The organism is Flavobacterium sp. AK-301, from assembly GCF_058310215.1.
The window spans coordinates 674,957-691,435 of sequence record NZ_JBZEES010000001.1; the positions used below are offsets into that span (position 1 = coordinate 674,957).

Below are 16,479 nucleotides of genomic sequence, written 5' to 3' on the forward strand. Positions count from 1 at the left end.
ACATCATGTATTATTTTATACTTCCTTTTTTAAGATATCTTAAAGAAGGAAGTATCATTTTGAAAAGAAACTACAATTTATTTTTATAAGACAGAATATCTACTAAATACTGTCCATAACCAGACTTTTTAAGGGGCTGTGCTAAAGCTAATAACTGTTGATCATCTATAAATCCCTGTCTCCAGGCAATTTCTTCTATACAGCCTATTTTCCATCCCTGACGCTCTTCTATCACTTGTACAAACTGACCTGCCTGCATCAAACTATTAAATGTACCTGTATCTAACCAGGCTGTTCCTCTATTCAGAACACCTACTTTTAACTGGTTTCTCTTTAGATATTCTTTATTAACATCTGTAATCTCATATTCACCTCTTTCACTAGGCTCTAATTGTTTAGCAATTTCAACTACACTATTATCATAAAAATATAATCCGGGTACTGCATAATTGGATTTTGGTTGAATCGGTTTTTCTTCTATGCTTAATACACTATAATCTTTATCAAAATCTACTACACCGTATCTTTCCGGATCTGTAACATGATAAGCAAAAATAACTCCTCCTTTCGGATCACTATTTACCTTTAATAACTGTTGCATTTCTGATCCGAAAAAGATATTATCTCCTAATACCAAAGCAACACTATCATTACCTATAAACTCTTCTCCTATTACAAAAGCCTGTGCTAAACCATTTGGAACAGCTTGTTCTGTATATGTAAACTGGCAGCCTAATGCATTCCCATCTCCCAGTAATTTTTTAAAATGAGGTAAATCATGCGGAGTTGAGATTATCAAAATTTCATTAATCCCTGCCATCATTAAAGTGGATAAAGGATAATAAATCATTGGTTTATCATACACCGGCATTAATTGTTTACTAATTGCTAATGTTAATGGATGTAAACGCGTTCCTGAACCTCCTGCTAATATTATTCCTTTCATTTTTATATTTTTAAAAGGGTAATAACCCTAACTTTCATAGTTAAATAATTACTGTTGTAACTTTTTCATGCAAATCGCTAAACTGTCTTTATAAAAAGGCACTTTGATATTGTATATTTTTTTTATTTTACTTTTATCCAATAAAGAATAAGCCGGTCTTTTTGCAGGTGTAGGATAAGCTAAAGTAGAGATTCCGTTAACTTTACATTTGCTCCCAATCAATTCTTTTATATCTAAAGCAAAATCAAACCAACTAATCTCTCCTTCATTAGAATAATTGTAGATTCCGGGAATCCATTCTTTATTTTTAATAATTTCCAAAATAACATTTGCTAAATCAGCTGCATGTGTTGGTGAGCCGATTTGATCATTAACTACCCCAATACTATCTCTTTCATTCATCAAACGTATCATTGTCTTAACAAAATTAGCCCCAAACTCAGAATAAACCCATGCTGTTCTGATAATAATACTGTCAGGATTGTTTTTCAAACAAATTCTCTCTCCTTCTAATTTTGTCTTTCCATATACACTAATCGGATTAACCTCCGCTTCTTCATCTAAAGCAATTGGAGAAGTTCCATCAAATACATAGTCGGTAGAAATATGTATCAACTTACATTTATATTCCAGACAACAACCAGCAATAACTCCTACTGCAATATTATTAATTACATTAGCGGTTTCTATTTCAGTCTCTGCTTTATCAACCGCTGTATATGCCGCACAATTAATACAATAATCAGGTTGAGCCTCTTTAAAAAAACTTTGTATCTGATTAAGATTATTCAAAGACAAAGTCCCCCTGTCTGTAAAGGTAAATTCATATTGCGGATAAAACTGTGACAATTCTCTTATTTCACTGCCTAGCTGCCCATTAGCTCCTGTTACTACGATCTTTTTCATTTTATTAAAATTCCCAAGTAATATCCGATAAATTTTCAAGTACTAAATCTTTTTGAGAAACGATACTTTTATCAATATCAACCTTCCAGTCAATATTTAAAGCTGAATCATCAAAACGAAGTCCTCTTTCACTATCTTTATGATATACCTGATCTACTTTATAAAAAACAGAAGCTGTTTCACTTAATACAGCAAAACCATGAGCAAAACCATGAGGTATCAACAACTGTTTTTTATTATCTGCACTTAAATGTATACTTAAATGTTTTCCAAAAGTGGAAGAGTTTTTTCTGAGATCTACCGCAACATCTAAAATCTCACCTTCTAATACCCTTACTAATTTGGTCTGAGCAAAAGGAGCCAATTGTAAATGTAATCCTCTAATCACTCCTTTTTTTGAAAACGACTGATTGTCCTGAATGAAATTTATATCTATATTTTCTTTTTCAAACTTCTCTTTATTATAAGCTTCAAAAAAATAACCTCTTTCATCTTCAAATATCTTTGGTGTAATTACCAACAAATCTTCTATAAAAGTTCTCTCTATTATCATTTCTATCTATTCGTATACTGTTCTTTATAATAAGTCTGATAGCTACCACTAGTCACATGATCCAGCCATTCCTGATTTTCCAGATACCAGTTCACTGTTTTTTCAAGACCTTGTTCAAAAGTAACAGACGGTTTCCAACCCAACTCATTCATTAATTTACCGGAATCAATAGCATATCTAAAATCATGTCCAGCTCTATCTGTAACATAACTTATCAGTTTTTCAGATTCACCTGATGTTCTATTTAATTTCTGATCCATTATTGTACATAATAATTTGACCAGATCTATATTCTTCCATTCATTATTACCTCCAATATTATAGGTCTCTCCTACTTTCCCTTCGTGGAATATAACATCAATAGCTCTGGCGTGATCTTCTACAAAAAGCCAGTCTCTTACATTCTCTCCCTTGCCATAAACCGGTAAAGGTTTCTTATTTTTGATATTATTAATAAATAAAGGAATTAACTTTTCAGGAAAATGATGGGATCCGTAATTATTAGAACAGTTAGAAATTTTAACCGGTAATTTATACGTTTCGTGATACGCTCTGACTAAATGATCGCTACTTGCTTTAGAAGCTGAATACGGAGAATTTGGACTATATGGTGTGGTTTCAGTAAATTTACCGGCATCTCCTAATTCACCATACACTTCATCTGTACTTACATGATAGAACAAAACATCTTGTCTGTCTTTCCATATATGTTTTGCTGCATTTAGTAAATTGGTTGTACCAATTACATTCGTCATAACAAACTCTAGGGGATTACTGATACTTCTGTCTACATGAGATTCCGCTGCTAAATGGATTACACTATCAAACTGTTCTTTGATAAAAAGTACCTGCATAGCATTCCCATCGACAATATCTGCCTGAATAAAGTGATAATTCGGATAATCTTCAATATCTTTTAAATTTTCTAAATTCCCTGCATAGGTTAATTTATCCAAATTAAAAATTTCATAATCAGGATATTGTTTTACAAACCGTCTAACAACATGCGAACCTATAAATCCCGCACCTCCTGTAATAACTATCTTTTTTCTCATGCCACAAAAGTATTACTATTTTCTAATATTGTATAAAGAGTTTATGTTTCCCTTCTAAGTTTAACCGCAATACTATATATATTAAAGTCAAAATACTGAAAACAACCCCAACGATTAATCCTGACTGTGTAATAATTATATAATTTAAAGCTAACTGAACAACAGCATACAAAAATGACACCATTATATGTGGTATTTGTTTTTCATTAGCTAAATATTGGTAAAAATGGGAACGATGTGCATCAAATATATTTTCTTTTCTTTTAATTCTCAAAAATATCGTTGCTACCGCATCCAGTCCATAGACTCCTAACAATAATATCCATTTTAGATTATCTGTTATAATAATAAGCAATAATATTAGAAAACTTAAAATAAAAGCCATTGAGATACTCCCTACATCACCTGAAAAGCACTTTGCTTTTTTTCGTAAATTAAAGAATGAAAAAACCAATATTGCTGCGATTAAACTAATGAACACTTTATTCTCTAAAAGAAAATAGTCATTCTGACTAATATAGAAAAGTGTACCAGTTACTACCAAAGAATACAAAGCAGTAATCCCATTAACCCCATCCATGAAATTATATGCATTAATAACCCCCACAATAATCACAAAAACAGGGATTACATACCATATATTTAAATCAACCAGATTACTTTGCCAAATTAATAAAGCGACTGAAACAATGTGAATTAACAAACGTAACTTATTATTAAGCGCAACCATATCATCAATAAAACTAATAGCACTAATTGCGAATAACCCTAAAGTTATCATCCATAAAAAAGAAATATCTCCACTAAATACTACCGGAATAAAAAAAGCTATTGGAAATAAAATACCTGCTCCTCGAATCGTAATACTGGTATGCGAACTACGTTGATTCGGTTTATCAATTATATTTAACTTATCTGCTACTTTAAAATAAAAGAGAATTAAAATAAAATAACAAAATATATAGATTAATAAACTAGTGAACATTTTGAAATGATTTTACTGTAGTTTGTATTCCTTCTTTTGCTTTTACAGGTAAAGTTATATTTAAAGTTTGTAATAATTTTGCATTACTTACTACATAACTTTCAGTCAATTTTTGTAAACGTTCTGAATTAAGCGGTAAATGTAATCTATCTCCTAAACCTGCCAAAAATTTTATTGCTTTAATAGGGATATTTACTATTCTTGTTTTTCTACCAATTGTTTCTGCTATAATAGAAATTAACTCATTTGTAGATAAGGCTTCATTATCTGCAATCTGATAAACCCCGGATGGAATATCTTTTCTATTCAATAACTCTTTGATAACAAAACACAGATTTTCTATACTCAGAAAAGAACGTTTATTATCAAACGCTCCTAAAGGCCAAGGAAAACCTCTTTGCACCACTTTATATAATAAATTTAGATTTCCTTTATTTCCCGGACCATGAATCATACAGGGTCTTAAAATATAAACCTTCTTGTTTTTGGGTAATTCTTTAGATAGAATATATTGTTCTGACCTATATTTTGCTTTACCATAATGTGTCTGAGGATTTGGAATACAGTCTTCCATTAAGGTTTCTTCTACAATATCAGTGACAGCTTTTACTGTACTCATAAAAACAAACACTCTTGCTTTTGAAAGTAAAAAAGCGTCAAACACCTGCTTCGTTAATTCAAAATTCGCGTTATAATATTCTGAAGGCTGAGATACTTTTTTCAGATCATGAGCTTTTCCTGCTAAATGAATAAGAGCATCTCCGTCTATCCTCAATATTTGGTCTAATTTATAGCGAATATGCAATGGGATTATTTCATAATCCTGTTGTAGATAACCTTGTAGGTTCTGACCTACAAAACCGGATATTCCGGTGATAATAATATCTTTCATTTCACACAATTCTTTTTATCCAGACGTTTGGCTCTTCTTCAATAAATAAACATTTCAGCCATCCTTCTATTGACATTCTTTCATACAATTCTTCATCTATTTTTTCATAATCAGACTCAAAAAAACTCTTTTCTAATTTTATATTATTTCTATCAATAACATAAATATTATTAGAGTTATAAAAGGGATATTTTTTAATCTCAGAATTTGTAGTAATCAATTTTTTCTCAAGACCTATTGATTCAAAAGTGCGCATAGTAAGTCCTTTTTGTCCTGGATGATTAATATCCAAAATGACATTTGTTTTTTGATACAACTCTAATATTTCATCAAAACTTAAACTTTTGAAACTTAATTTTTTATAATCAAATTCCTGAAAGGTTTTATCAAATATTTTTTTGTAAAAATAAACTAATTTTCCATGCATAAAATAATAACAAAAAGATTTCAAATTATTCTCCTGACACCATTTTACTATTTTATTACTAATTGTATATCTGTCTGAATGTGCTGTCCCTAAAAACAGCAAATCATACTCAATATCCATTTTTTTAACACCTTTATAAACATCTAAAAAAAACAAAGGTCTAAAACCAATCTGATATTTTATAGAATCATCTGAATCAAAAGTGAATTTTTTATCAAAATACTTTAAAATCTTAATTGGATGGCTATGATTTGTAAACGAATCCCATGTATAAAAAATCAAAATACAATTTGGTCGGTCTTTTTTAAACTTTTCAAGAAAAAACTCAGGAATTATTTCCCCTCTATTTACAAACAAAAAATCATATTGTTTATGTTCTATTACTGATAATATTCTATTGTAGTATCTATCAATTTTATGTTGATAAATACTCCTTTTTAATCTTATAATTCCTTTTGTAAAGTTATTATTTGCAGGTCTTTCATCATAATAATCGACTTGTGCTCCAAACTCTTCAAGTTTTTTAATAATTTCTTTTTCAAGATTAAAAGTCTGGACAGAAAAAAATAAAATATTTTTATGTGCTACTACTTTATCAAGTGTCATTTCAATAAACCTTTTTTCTTCATTTCTTCAAGAGAATCATTTAATTTATCCTCCTGAATTTCCTGTCCTAAAACCCAAGAAGTAAATCTTTTTATTCCTTCATCAAAATATATTTTAGGTTCAAACCCTAAAAGATTTTTAATTTTAGTTAAATCTGCATAATTATGTCTTATATCTCCTAATCTGAATTTTCCGGTAATTGTTATGGGCACTTTAATATTATATGCTTCTATCAATGAATTTGCCACTTTAAGAACATCTATAGGAATTCCTGTACCTACATTAAAAACTTGTCCGTTAGCTTCCTCTTTTTCTATGCCTAAAATTGTTGCATCCACGACATCATCTATAAAAACAAAATCTCTTGTTTCTTTCCCGTCTTCGAATATCTGAATTCCATTTTGGTTTCTAATTTGTGTAGAAAAAATAGACAATATTCCTGTATAAGGATTGGATAAGGATTGTCCGGGTCCATATACATTTTGATATCTAAAACCTACAGATGCTATATTTATTGTAGGACAAACAGTCATAATCATTTGTTCCTGATTTTGTTTAGTTATCCCATATACGGAAGATGGATGAATTTTAGAATCTTCATCTGTTGCCAATAACTCTAAAAGTTGATTATCTTTATATTTAACTTCAAAATCTCCTGACAACATATCTTTTTCCTGTCTATGAGGTGGATATACAATACCTAAATCAGGATGTTTATACTTTCCTTCTCCATAAATAGAACGGGATGATGCAATAACAACTTTCTCTACAGAGTTCTCTTTATTAGCTAATATATCAAGCATAATAGCTGTTCCCTGAATATTGACTTCTGTATATTTCTCAATACAATACATAGACTGACCTGTACCTGTCTCTGCTGCAAGATGAACAACTACTTGTTGATTCTCAATAGCTTTTATCCAATCTTCTCTTGAAGTTACGGTTCCTTTTATAAACCTTACTTCATCTTTTATACTTCTATATAAAGGAGAAGTAACCTCTGGATGTTCACCATGAATCTGAGTAGAAAGATTATCCAAAACCGTAATCTTATGACCTCTTTCTATTAATTTGAGTGCTAAATTACTTCCTATAAATCCTGCTCCTCCTGTTATTAATATATTCTTCATGTTTATATTTTTTCCCATTTTTTTATTTCAAAATTATATTTTTTTATAGGTTTTGCCGGTGACCCCACTGCTATAACATAATCTGGTAAATCTTTTGTAACGACAGAATTAGCACCAACAATAGTCCCTTTTCCTATTATCACACCTGGTAATATAGAAACAAATTCACCTAACCATACATTATCTTTTATAATAACCGGATTCGAAAAAAGAGGTCTATCTGCAGGATTTGAATCAGGATGACTATCTTGTAAATCTCCCGAATAACTTCCATGAGAACAATCAGATATATATATTTTACTAGCCATCAAAACATTATTCCCAATAACAACTTTTTCTCTAGCAGTGATGTGTACATAATCATTAATTTGAACATTTTCTCCTATAAAAAGTACTTTTTCTTTACTCAAAGGATATGCTTCAATTCGACATCCAACTCCTGTTGTAAGGTTCTTACCAATTTTTATATTTGACTTATTTCTAATATCAAAAGGAAGTCTTATCAATCTTGCTTTAGAAAAAAACAACTTTGTATAAATAAGAGAAAAAAATAATTTTACGATTCCTAAAGCACCATATTGTTTAATCATAATTAACTATCTAAATTTAACTATTATTATTCTTCTAATATATTTCAATATTGAAAAAACATTTAGTAAAACATATTCAACTTTATTTATAATATTTAGCTGAAGTGCATATTTTAAATTTTTAAGTTCTCCTTTTTCCATTTCCTTTAAATTACCAGATAAACCTGAATGTCCAAAGTGAGCTTTTCCATCTCCTGTAAAAACAAGACTCTCATTCAAAAGAAAGCAATTATATTTTTGAGCAATTCTTATAAAATAATTACCTTCTTCCGCATATTTTTGTGACTCATCAAAATAACCAATATTTAATACTATTTCTTTTTTTAAAATCACTGTAGGTGGAGAAAAAACATTTTTGACTAAAAGTAATTTTGGACCAATTTTAGTAAGAAGATCAAATTTTTTCCATAAAACAGACCTTACTTTTTCCTCATTTCTTGTTGTTGCTAGAAAATCAATATTGGTATTGTCAGTTAGAATTTCAATTTGTCGTTCTATTTTATTAGAGCTCCATACATCATCACTATCTAAAAAGGCAATCCAATCACCCGTAGACTCTTCTAAACCTTTGTTTCTGGCAGAAGATACCCCTCCATTATCTTTATTTATTAATTTAATATTAAAATCCTGATTTTCTTTTTGATAATTTTCTACTAAAACCTGAGAATTATCTGTTGAACCATCATTAATAACAATAATTTCATATACAGCTTTTGTCTGTTTTATTACTGAATCTAATGTCCTAAAAATAGTTTCTTGAGCATTATACATGGGAATAATAGTAGATATTTTCATAATTAATTAAATAAGAAGGAACGATAAGGTGTCAATTTAGGATGCATATCCGTTTCCATATCAACCTTAAGCGCGCTATAAAACATTAACAAGTAATAAATTAAAAATACAATAACAAGAAGAACTCTTGTTTTCTTACTAAATGTATATATCACTTCTGCAATTACTATAGGTTCAAATACTCTAAAATAATATGTTAACCTTGTTATTGCTCCAACAGAACTAAATAAATTTAAGAATAAGACAGCAATCACCTGCAAAATTATCAATGTTTTTATATTTTCTTCTGTCTTGTTCATTCTTAAAACAAGAAAAACCACTACTACATTACTTATTATCAACTTTATTAAAGAAGTTCCGGCATCTTCATAGGTGCTGTAAGCAATAAACTTTGTTTGGTTTAAAAATAATTCTATAAAAAAGGAATGAATTTGTATAAAACCAAAAATTAGAGTTATAAACTGTAGAACAAATATTCGACTTATCTTTATCTCTTTTATTTTCGATACTATATATAAAACAGGGAATACAATAATTGATGAATAGTGAAAAATAACAGCTAAAAAACCATATAAAACCATTTTTATCTTAGCTCTATTTAAAAAAAACAGGATTGACAATGCTATAAATGCTTCCGCAGTTGCTTGTCTAATAATAGTAATTGAATTAAGTGTTAACCCAGGTAATAGAATAAAAAACAACAAAGAAAGTCTAAAATGAGGTGTTATTTTAGAATAGGTATAAACAATTGGTAACACATATAAAACAGAGAAAATAAAAAAAGTTGTTTTATAATTACCTCCTAAAAAATAAATAAAATCAACAAGATAGGCGAAACCAATTTCTATTACTGGAGGCATATAGTATTCAAAGAAAGAAAAATAATTATTATAATCATATCCTATTTCATCTCGAAGTCCAAGCCCTAATATTAATAAAATGACAACTATCACAGTGAAGAACTTTGTTTTTGCAAAAAAGTCTATTCCCAAGAGAACTATTGCCAACAAGACAAAATAAATATATTCATCCATAATATAAAATATAATTTATTATAATAATGAAGTCATGACCTGAGCTTTTTGTTACTTACACAATTAGTAAAATAATCCCTTTTAAAATACTATAGCCCCTTACTTCTAATTAACTCCAGTCCACGTTTCTCTTCACTATTTTAGCAGGATTTCCTGCAATCAAACAATTTTCCTCAATAAACTTTCCTCTAACAGAGGAATCGGCAGAAACAACACAACCTTTTGCAATAAAAACTCCTTTATAAATCGAAACATTTGAACCTATCCAAACATTATCAGAAATCACTATTTGATTAGATGCTTGTTTTCTCTCTCCTTCTTCAACATAATGAATGGAATGAAAATCTTCATCTAAAATTTGGCAATTCCATGATATAGCACAATTTTGTCCTATTGTTAAATTATGCATAATAACAATGAGAGCTAATGGATTGATGTATGAATTATTCCCAAAACAAACTGTAGCATTAGATCCAATATCAAATCGTCCTCCTTTTCCAATAGAAAAACTTCCTTCAACTATTAATTTCCCAGCAACACTGATCAATGTTGTATCGTTTTTATGAACGAAGCCAACTCTATCTATTCCGACCTTGAGATATTGCCCTATAACAATATTACTAGCACCTTGAATTAATACTTTGCTACAAGACAGTATATTCTTGTTGTAAAAAACTTTAAAATAAAACGCTCTAAGTAAAACACCAAAAAAGGAAATTCGTGACAAAAGACAAGCTCTATAAAGGGATTTAATCTTATTCATTCCACACCACTCTTTTAATATAATCTGTATAACTCAAAATAATCCGAACTACCTTATCTGATACATTAGGTATAGAATAATCAGCTACCTGTCTGAAATTACGATCTTTTCCGGTTTTCTGATATTCTAACTGTACTAATCCCTGCATTATTCTTTCCGGATCTAAACCAACCATCATCACAGAAGCTTCTTCCATCGCTTCCGGACGTTCATGAGCCTCTCTAATATTTAATGCTTTAAAATTTAAAATAGAAGATTCCTCTGATATTGTACCACTGTCTGATAATACAGCAAATGATTTCATCTGTAATCCATTGTAATCATTAAAACCTAATGGTTTTAAAAACTGAATTTCTGATCTCATTTGTATATTCTGTTGTTCAATCATATTACGTGTACGCGGATGTGTACTTACAATAATAGGATATTTATATTTTTCTGCAATTAAATTTAAAGAATCCATTAATCCTTGGAAATTCTTCTTATTATTAATATTTTCTTCCCTATGAGAAGAAACAACAAAAAACTTCCCTTCTTTCAGATTTAACCTTTCCAATACATTAGAAGAAGTAATAGAAGGCAAATAGTGTGTTAAAACCTCAAACATTGGGGATCCTGTCTTAATAATTCTATCTGCCGGCAAACCTTCTCTTAACAAATATTCTCTTGCTATATCACTATATGTTAAATTAACATCTGACACATGATCTACTATTTTTCTATTTGTTTCTTCTGGTACTCTTTGGTCAAAACAACGATTTCCTGCTTCCATGTGAAAAACTGGAATATGTCTTTTCTTTGCTGGAATAGCACATAAACAACTATTAGTATCTCCCAATACCAAAAAAGCATCCGGTTTTTCACTTCCTAATAATGGATCAATTTTGATTAAAATTTGCCCAACTGTTTCAGTTGCTGTTGTACCTGCTGCATTCAAAAAAAAATCAGGTTTACGAATATTCAAATCATCAAAAAAAATCTGATTTAATTCATAATCATAATTCTGTCCTGTGTGTACTATTATATGATCAATTGCCTCTGATTGATCCAAGGCTGCTATTACTCGTGATAATCGTATAATTTCAGGACGCGTCCCTACAACAGTCATTACTTTTAATCTCTTTTTCATTTTTATTCATTTAATCCTACAATAGCAAATTTATTACACATTCTCAAAATAAGTATCTGCATCTTCTGCGTTATAGGGTTCATTAATCCAAAAATTAGTATATAACACATCTTCTCCTATATTTTTAATATTATGTGTATACCAAATAGGCATATCTACATAAGCAGGGTTATCTCCATCAAGATAAAAATCTATAACCTCAGTTGTTCCAATTCTACGTAACTGTATTAAAGCTTTTCCTTTGATAACCGCAAAACGCTCAATCTTTCTGGTATGATAATGATTTCCTCTGGTAATTCCCGGAAAGGTTGTTGAAAAAGACACCTGCCCTCCTATTCCCAATCGTATCACTTCTACAAAAGAACCTCTGGAATCTACAGACTGTTTAAATTTTACCGGAAAATAATTTTCAACATCCATATAACAACGATAGGTATTAAATAAATTTAATTCAAATGTATTGTTAATAGTCGGAATTTCTCCTTTATTTTGATATTGTTCTTTATATCCTTGTAATAAAGTCAGGAGTTCTGAGACTTTCACTTCTGCTGTATGAGATACTATGTAAAAAGATTCTGTCTTACTTTCTCTTATCTTACTAATTATTTCATGAACTAATTCATTAATATAAATCAATTTCAAATTTCCATCAATATGAATTTCAGGTATTTCCCCATTAGCAATCTGATGTGAAAATGTAGCCACCACAGAATTATAGTATGGATATCCAAAAGGACCAAAAACATTTGGAATAATCATCCCTGTAAAAACAACTCCAGATCTTATTGCCCAATTATTTAAAAGCTCTCTTCCTTCTTTTTTTGACTTACCATATAAATTATCTTTTTCCTCTTGTGAAGAAGATGAAATAATAACATGTGCTTTACTTTGAGTACGTTCTAAAGAAGCCATCAATTGTTCTACTAACCCTATATTTGTTTTATAAATAACTTCTGGATCATGATGACGATTCATAGCTGCTAAATGTACTATAACATCACATTTTGAAACAAAAAAATCTAAATCAGCCTCGTTATCAAAAAAACTCCTTTGATATTCTATTCTTAAAAATTCATCCGGATATAATCCTAAGGTATTATATAAATGACTTCCTATAAAACCTTGTTGTCCTGTTATACCTATTCTCAACATTATCTTTATTTTTTATCTATGAAATTATTTTATCAATTATATTTCTATAGTTTTAAAATAATCTATTTTGTATCGATACTCGTCATTTATTGTTCCCAAAAGATAATCTGACATTACTAAAAGTTTAGATCCTCTTTCAAGAGACTGAATACTACTTACATACCCTTGAGGAACATGTAGAATATCTAGTTTATCAGCATTCAATGTAAAAGAAAAAGAAAATAAATCCTGAGATGGCTGCTCCCAATTATCAATCTGAATCAATTCTATTTTAAAAGAACCACAAACAACTGAAAACCATCTTTGTTCTATCTTATGCCCTTGCCAACCTCTTATAAAACCCATATCTTTATTTTCTAAAATATAGAACCGCTTCACTAAAGAACCATCAAATATATTATTATATAACACTGTTCCTCTTTCATCTGAAAAATAATCTCCTTTAATTATTTTAGGTTCCATAGAATGCTATAATTTTATTCCTGATAATAAGCTATATTTTCTCCTAAAACATCTCTACGTATTAAAGGCAATTTTAGCAGTAAATGTTTCATTCCCTCTACATCTTCTTGTTTGGTATTATGCGAATGATAGTCCTCTACTTTAGAAACATCCTTCTCCCCTTCTGAAAAATATTTTGCATAATTTAAATCCCGATTATCAGCCGGAATTCTATAAAAATCGCCCATATCTTCTGCTTTTACCATCTCTTCTCGTGTACAAAGAGTTTCATATAACTTTTCTCCATGACGAGTACCTATTATTTTTATCTCATTATTTGCTTTACATAATTCTTTTAAGGCTTGTGCCAAATCAGCAATAGTTCCGGCAGGAGCTTTATTTACAAATAAATCTCCCGAATTTCCATGCTCAAACGCAAATAGAACCAATTCCACAGCCTCTTCAAGAGACATTAAAAAACGGGTCATACTAGGATCTGTAATCGTAATGGGTTCTCCTTTTTGAATTTGTTTTAAAAAAAGAGGTATTACAGAACCTCTGGAAGCCATGACATTACCATAACGGGTTAAACAAATTGTAGTATCGATAAGATTCCTCGAAGCAGCTACTGCTACCTTTTCCATTAATGCTTTGGATATCCCCATAGCATTAATTGGATATGCAGCTTTATCTGTACTAAGACAAATTACTTTTTTAACTTTATGTACCCCAGCTGCATCTATTACATTTTGTGTACCAAAAACATTTGTTTTAGTTGCTTCAATAGGGAAAAACTCACATGAAGGAACTTGTTTTAATGCTGCTGCATGAAAAACATAATCAACTCCTCGCATTGCACGCTCAATACTATTATAATCTCTAACATCCCCTATATAAAACTTAAGCTTATCATTTTTTAAATGATTACGCATATCATCCTGCTTTTTCTCATCTCGGGAGAAAATACGAATTTCACTAAAATGATTCGTGTTTAGAAATCGGCTTAGAACAGCGTTCCCGAAAGACCCTGTTCCTCCTGTAATCAAAAGGGTTTTATTCTTTATTTGCATTATTTTTTTCTATAAAATTTAAATATTTATCTGCTACAGCGTCTAGCAAATAATCTTTTAAAAGCCGGTTTATATCTTCTTGTTCAATAATTTCTTTCTTCATTAAAAAATCAAATATATCCGCTAATACTGCTGTATCGTGTATTTCATCTGGAAAAACGTTAAATTTTAACGGGTAATCTTTCAATAAAGCTGCTGAAGTATCCTCTTTAATAGATGCTATATTCAATATTTTTTTTCCTGAATACATGTACTCAATGAGTTTACTTGGCTCTTGGTAAATATTTTGATTACCTATATTAACAAGTACATCTGCCTCTTTTATCAAATAATTTACTTTTTCCCTATCTACAGGATCATGTAAAAACACAAAATGATTTAATAATGTTTCCTGTTCTTGAAACAACGTTACCGTATCAGAAAAATCACCGTAAAAATCTAATCTAAATTGGAAATTAGAATACTTATCAATTATATTAGAAAACAAAACTAACAAATTTTTAGGTGACCTGACACTCTCACTCAATGTTCCTAAAAACAACATTTTAATTTTAATATTATTTACTCTCTCTGTTTTTGTATAATCAAAATGCGTAGGTACAAAAATATTCGGATTAACGACTATTTTATTATTTAATTTTGGTAATAAGTTCACATAACCTTCTTTTATTTTTTCTGTAAGTACACTATTTAAATCTGCTTTTAAAAAAACCTTTTTTTCAAAATACTTATTTAATCTTTTATATAAAAAACTATTATTAATACTATAGTTGAGAGCAAAAGTATCTATTGTATCAGCTAACCAAAAAATAGATGGAAATTTTTCTTTTAATCTCAATCCTATTAAGTGGGCAGTAAATGTCCAGGAAACCGTAATTATTTTCTCAATTTCATGTTCTTTAATTATTTTCTCAGCTAGAGAGTTTGCTGAGAAATACCATAAAAAAGAAGAGTCCGGCCAAAATATTTTTGCACAAATAAAATCATATGTTTTTCGAATAATCGATTTAACACTAAACTTCTTTTTACTCAAAAAATTAGTAGTTTCAAAAGACTGTTTTTTTTCTCTAAATTGATTTCTTAATTTTCCAATAATATATTCTGTAGCTCTGTATACTTTAATCCCTTCAATTTCTTCATACTTTTTATCTTGACTTCTAAATGCTTCAATAACAAAAACTTCTGCCCCTTCTTGTTTCCATTTTCTAGCAATAGAAAACCAACGATAGGAATTGGGTGTAGCAATCGGATAAAAGGTATAAGAAATAATAAGTACTTTTAAGCTCATAGATTTTGAATAAGTGTATGAAATTTATTTACTCCATTCATCTTTAAATTTTTCGATGAATACATTTATATTATTAAAATATTTCGCATTACTTTTGATTGTTTTAAAATCTTTCTGCCACCATTTTATCTTTTTAAAAAATATTTTTTCTTCTTCAGTAAATCTATTTTTTATTTTTTTAGCAGGAACGCCTCCCCAAATTTCATAAGCAGGAATATCTTTAGTAACAATAGCACCTGCTGCTATCACAACACCATCCCCTATAACAAGTCCTTCCATAATTTTAACTCCCTGACCTATCCAAACATCATTCCCTATTTCAAAAGAGAATCCATTTGTTGTTTGTTTAGATTCATCAAACAACAAAGAATCTGTGAATGTAAAACCGGCCTGTTTCTGTAAAGAAAAAAAAGCTGGATGTGTTGATACAAAAGGGCTTAATGGATGAGATCCATAAATACATTCAACATAAGGTGCAATAGAACAAAACCGTCCAATTTTTCCATTAAACAATACCGAATTCCAACCTATATAAGTTGCTTTTCCTATAAATGAGTTACATATATTTACTTTTTTATGAATTCTATTACACCCCTCCAGTTTTGTTTTAAAATTGATTACTGCTGACCAACTAATTACGACATTACCTCCTTTTATAAAAAAATAAAATTTCCAATATAAAACTGTTACTATTCTTTTTAGTATTTCTTTCATTGT

18 protein-coding genes are annotated in these 16,479 nt (G+C 29.6%); all 18 read right to left on the bottom strand.

Annotated features, from left to right (window positions below):
* Positions 1–70: 70 nt before the first annotated feature.
* On the bottom strand, positions 71–946 hold the full coding sequence (gene rfbA, locus AC4FQX_RS03090; protein ID WP_491166197.1) for a glucose-1-phosphate thymidylyltransferase RfbA: 876 nt from the start codon (positions 944–946) through the stop codon (positions 71–73).
* Positions 947–994: 48 nt separating this feature from the next.
* Positions 995–1,852 carry a dTDP-4-dehydrorhamnose reductase gene (gene rfbD, locus AC4FQX_RS03095; RefSeq protein WP_491166198.1) on the bottom strand — a complete coding sequence of 286 codons (858 nt, stop codon included), beginning with the start codon at positions 1,850–1,852 and terminating at the stop codon, positions 995–997.
* Between the two features lie 4 nt (positions 1,853–1,856).
* Positions 1,857–2,405: a dTDP-4-dehydrorhamnose 3,5-epimerase gene (gene rfbC / locus AC4FQX_RS03100; protein WP_491166199.1), complete on the bottom strand. Its 549-nt coding sequence runs from the start codon at positions 2,403–2,405 to the stop codon at positions 1,857–1,859.
* Positions 2,406–2,407: 2 nt separating this feature from the next.
* Positions 2,408–3,460: a dTDP-glucose 4,6-dehydratase gene (gene rfbB, locus AC4FQX_RS03105; protein ID WP_491166200.1), complete on the bottom strand. Its 1,053-nt coding sequence runs from the start codon at positions 3,458–3,460 to the stop codon at positions 2,408–2,410.
* Positions 3,461–3,482: 22 nt separating this feature from the next.
* Entirely contained in the window at positions 3,483–4,445 is a 963-nt protein-coding gene (locus tag AC4FQX_RS03110; protein ID WP_491166201.1) for an MraY family glycosyltransferase, read from the bottom strand.
* Complete coding sequence (locus AC4FQX_RS03115; protein WP_491166202.1) at positions 4,435–5,337, bottom strand: NAD-dependent epimerase/dehydratase family protein; 903 nt, start codon at positions 5,335–5,337, stop codon at positions 4,435–4,437. Before AC4FQX_RS03115 ends, AC4FQX_RS03110 begins: the two co-directional genes overlap by 11 nt.
* Before the next feature lies 1 nt (position 5,338).
* On the bottom strand, positions 5,339–6,370 hold the full coding sequence (locus AC4FQX_RS03120; RefSeq protein WP_491166203.1) for a WaaS/CpsH family glycosyltransferase: 1,032 nt from the start codon (positions 6,368–6,370) through the stop codon (positions 5,339–5,341).
* Positions 6,367–7,500: an NAD-dependent epimerase/dehydratase family protein gene (locus AC4FQX_RS03125; protein ID WP_491166204.1), complete on the bottom strand. Its 1,134-nt coding sequence runs from the start codon at positions 7,498–7,500 to the stop codon at positions 6,367–6,369. Before AC4FQX_RS03125 ends, AC4FQX_RS03120 begins: the two co-directional genes overlap by 4 nt.
* A gap of 2 nt (positions 7,501–7,502) precedes the next feature.
* Positions 7,503–8,090, bottom strand: a complete 588-nt coding sequence (locus AC4FQX_RS03130; RefSeq protein ID WP_491166205.1) for an LbetaH domain-containing protein — start codon at positions 8,088–8,090, stop codon at positions 7,503–7,505.
* A 6-nt stretch (positions 8,091–8,096) separates the two neighbouring features.
* A complete protein-coding gene (locus tag AC4FQX_RS03135) occupies positions 8,097–8,885 on the bottom strand; it encodes a glycosyltransferase family 2 protein (RefSeq protein WP_491166206.1) in 789 nt (262 codons plus the stop codon).
* 2 nt (positions 8,886–8,887) lie between these two features.
* Entirely contained in the window at positions 8,888–9,919 is a 1,032-nt protein-coding gene (locus AC4FQX_RS03140) for an EpsG family protein (RefSeq protein WP_491166207.1), read from the bottom strand.
* 109 nt (positions 9,920–10,028) lie between these two features.
* Positions 10,029–10,682 carry an acyltransferase gene (locus AC4FQX_RS03145; protein ID WP_491166208.1) on the bottom strand — a complete coding sequence of 218 codons (654 nt, stop codon included), beginning with the start codon at positions 10,680–10,682 and terminating at the stop codon, positions 10,029–10,031.
* Positions 10,675–11,811 carry a non-hydrolyzing UDP-N-acetylglucosamine 2-epimerase gene (gene wecB / locus AC4FQX_RS03150; protein ID WP_491166209.1) on the bottom strand — a complete coding sequence of 379 codons (1,137 nt, stop codon included), beginning with the start codon at positions 11,809–11,811 and terminating at the stop codon, positions 10,675–10,677. The genes AC4FQX_RS03145 and wecB overlap by 8 nt, the downstream gene beginning before the upstream one ends.
* Positions 11,812–11,844: 33 nt before the next feature.
* On the bottom strand, positions 11,845–12,963 hold the full coding sequence (locus AC4FQX_RS03155) for a polysaccharide biosynthesis C-terminal domain-containing protein (protein WP_491166210.1): 1,119 nt from the start codon (positions 12,961–12,963) through the stop codon (positions 11,845–11,847).
* Positions 12,964–12,999: 36 nt separating this feature from the next.
* Positions 13,000–13,425, bottom strand: coding sequence for a cupin domain-containing protein (locus AC4FQX_RS03160; protein WP_491166211.1), 426 nt, complete (start codon positions 13,423–13,425; stop codon positions 13,000–13,002).
* 14 nt (positions 13,426–13,439) lie between these two features.
* Complete coding sequence (locus AC4FQX_RS03165; protein WP_491166212.1) at positions 13,440–14,474, bottom strand: polysaccharide biosynthesis protein; 1,035 nt, start codon at positions 14,472–14,474, stop codon at positions 13,440–13,442.
* A complete protein-coding gene (locus AC4FQX_RS03170) occupies positions 14,458–15,762 on the bottom strand; it encodes a glycosyltransferase family protein (RefSeq protein ID WP_491166213.1) in 1,305 nt (434 codons plus the stop codon). The genes AC4FQX_RS03165 and AC4FQX_RS03170 overlap by 17 nt, the downstream gene beginning before the upstream one ends.
* Before the next feature lie 24 nt (positions 15,763–15,786).
* On the bottom strand, positions 15,787–16,476 hold the full coding sequence (locus AC4FQX_RS03175) for a CatB-related O-acetyltransferase (RefSeq protein ID WP_491166214.1): 690 nt from the start codon (positions 16,474–16,476) through the stop codon (positions 15,787–15,789).
* Between the last annotated feature and the right edge of the window lie 3 nt (positions 16,477–16,479).

What these genes read in the sequence shown, in the direction of transcription:
- AC4FQX_RS03160 (WP_491166211.1), bottom strand. Translation starts at nt 13,425, where the DNA reads ATGGAACCTAAAATAATTAAAGGAGATTATTTTTCAGATGAAAGAGGA.
- AC4FQX_RS03145 (WP_491166208.1), bottom strand. Translation starts at nt 10,682, where the DNA reads ATGAATAAGATTAAATCCCTTTATAGAGCTTGTCTTTTGTCACGAATT.
- AC4FQX_RS03125 (WP_491166204.1), bottom strand. Translation starts at nt 7,500, where the DNA reads ATGAAGAATATATTAATAACAGGAGGAGCAGGATTTATAGGAAGTAAT.
- AC4FQX_RS03135 (WP_491166206.1), bottom strand. Translation starts at nt 8,885, where the DNA reads ATGAAAATATCTACTATTATTCCCATGTATAATGCTCAAGAAACTATT.
- AC4FQX_RS03155 (WP_491166210.1), bottom strand. Translation starts at nt 12,963, where the DNA reads ATGTTGAGAATAGGTATAACAGGACAACAAGGTTTTATAGGAAGTCAT.
- AC4FQX_RS03165 (WP_491166212.1), bottom strand. Translation starts at nt 14,474, where the DNA reads ATGCAAATAAAGAATAAAACCCTTTTGATTACAGGAGGAACAGGGTCT.
- rfbD (WP_491166198.1), bottom strand. Translation starts at nt 1,852, where the DNA reads ATGAAAAAGATCGTAGTAACAGGAGCTAATGGGCAGCTAGGCAGTGAA.
- AC4FQX_RS03110 (WP_491166201.1), bottom strand. Translation starts at nt 4,445, where the DNA reads ATGTTCACTAGTTTATTAATCTATATATTTTGTTATTTTATTTTAATT.
- AC4FQX_RS03115 (WP_491166202.1), bottom strand. Translation starts at nt 5,337, where the DNA reads ATGAAAGATATTATTATCACCGGAATATCCGGTTTTGTAGGTCAGAAC.
- wecB (WP_491166209.1), bottom strand. Translation starts at nt 11,811, where the DNA reads ATGAAAAAGAGATTAAAAGTAATGACTGTTGTAGGGACGCGTCCTGAA.
- AC4FQX_RS03175 (WP_491166214.1), bottom strand. Translation starts at nt 16,476, where the DNA reads ATGAAAGAAATACTAAAAAGAATAGTAACAGTTTTATATTGGAAATTT.
- rfbC (WP_491166199.1), bottom strand. Translation starts at nt 2,405, where the DNA reads ATGATAATAGAGAGAACTTTTATAGAAGATTTGTTGGTAATTACACCA.
- AC4FQX_RS03130 (WP_491166205.1), bottom strand. Translation starts at nt 8,090, where the DNA reads ATGATTAAACAATATGGTGCTTTAGGAATCGTAAAATTATTTTTTTCT.
- AC4FQX_RS03170 (WP_491166213.1), bottom strand. Translation starts at nt 15,762, where the DNA reads ATGAGCTTAAAAGTACTTATTATTTCTTATACCTTTTATCCGATTGCT.
- AC4FQX_RS03140 (WP_491166207.1), bottom strand. Translation starts at nt 9,919, where the DNA reads ATGGATGAATATATTTATTTTGTCTTGTTGGCAATAGTTCTCTTGGGA.
- rfbB (WP_491166200.1), bottom strand. Translation starts at nt 3,460, where the DNA reads ATGAGAAAAAAGATAGTTATTACAGGAGGTGCGGGATTTATAGGTTCG.
- AC4FQX_RS03120 (WP_491166203.1), bottom strand. Translation starts at nt 6,370, where the DNA reads ATGACACTTGATAAAGTAGTAGCACATAAAAATATTTTATTTTTTTCT.
- rfbA (WP_491166197.1), bottom strand. Translation starts at nt 946, where the DNA reads ATGAAAGGAATAATATTAGCAGGAGGTTCAGGAACGCGTTTACATCCA.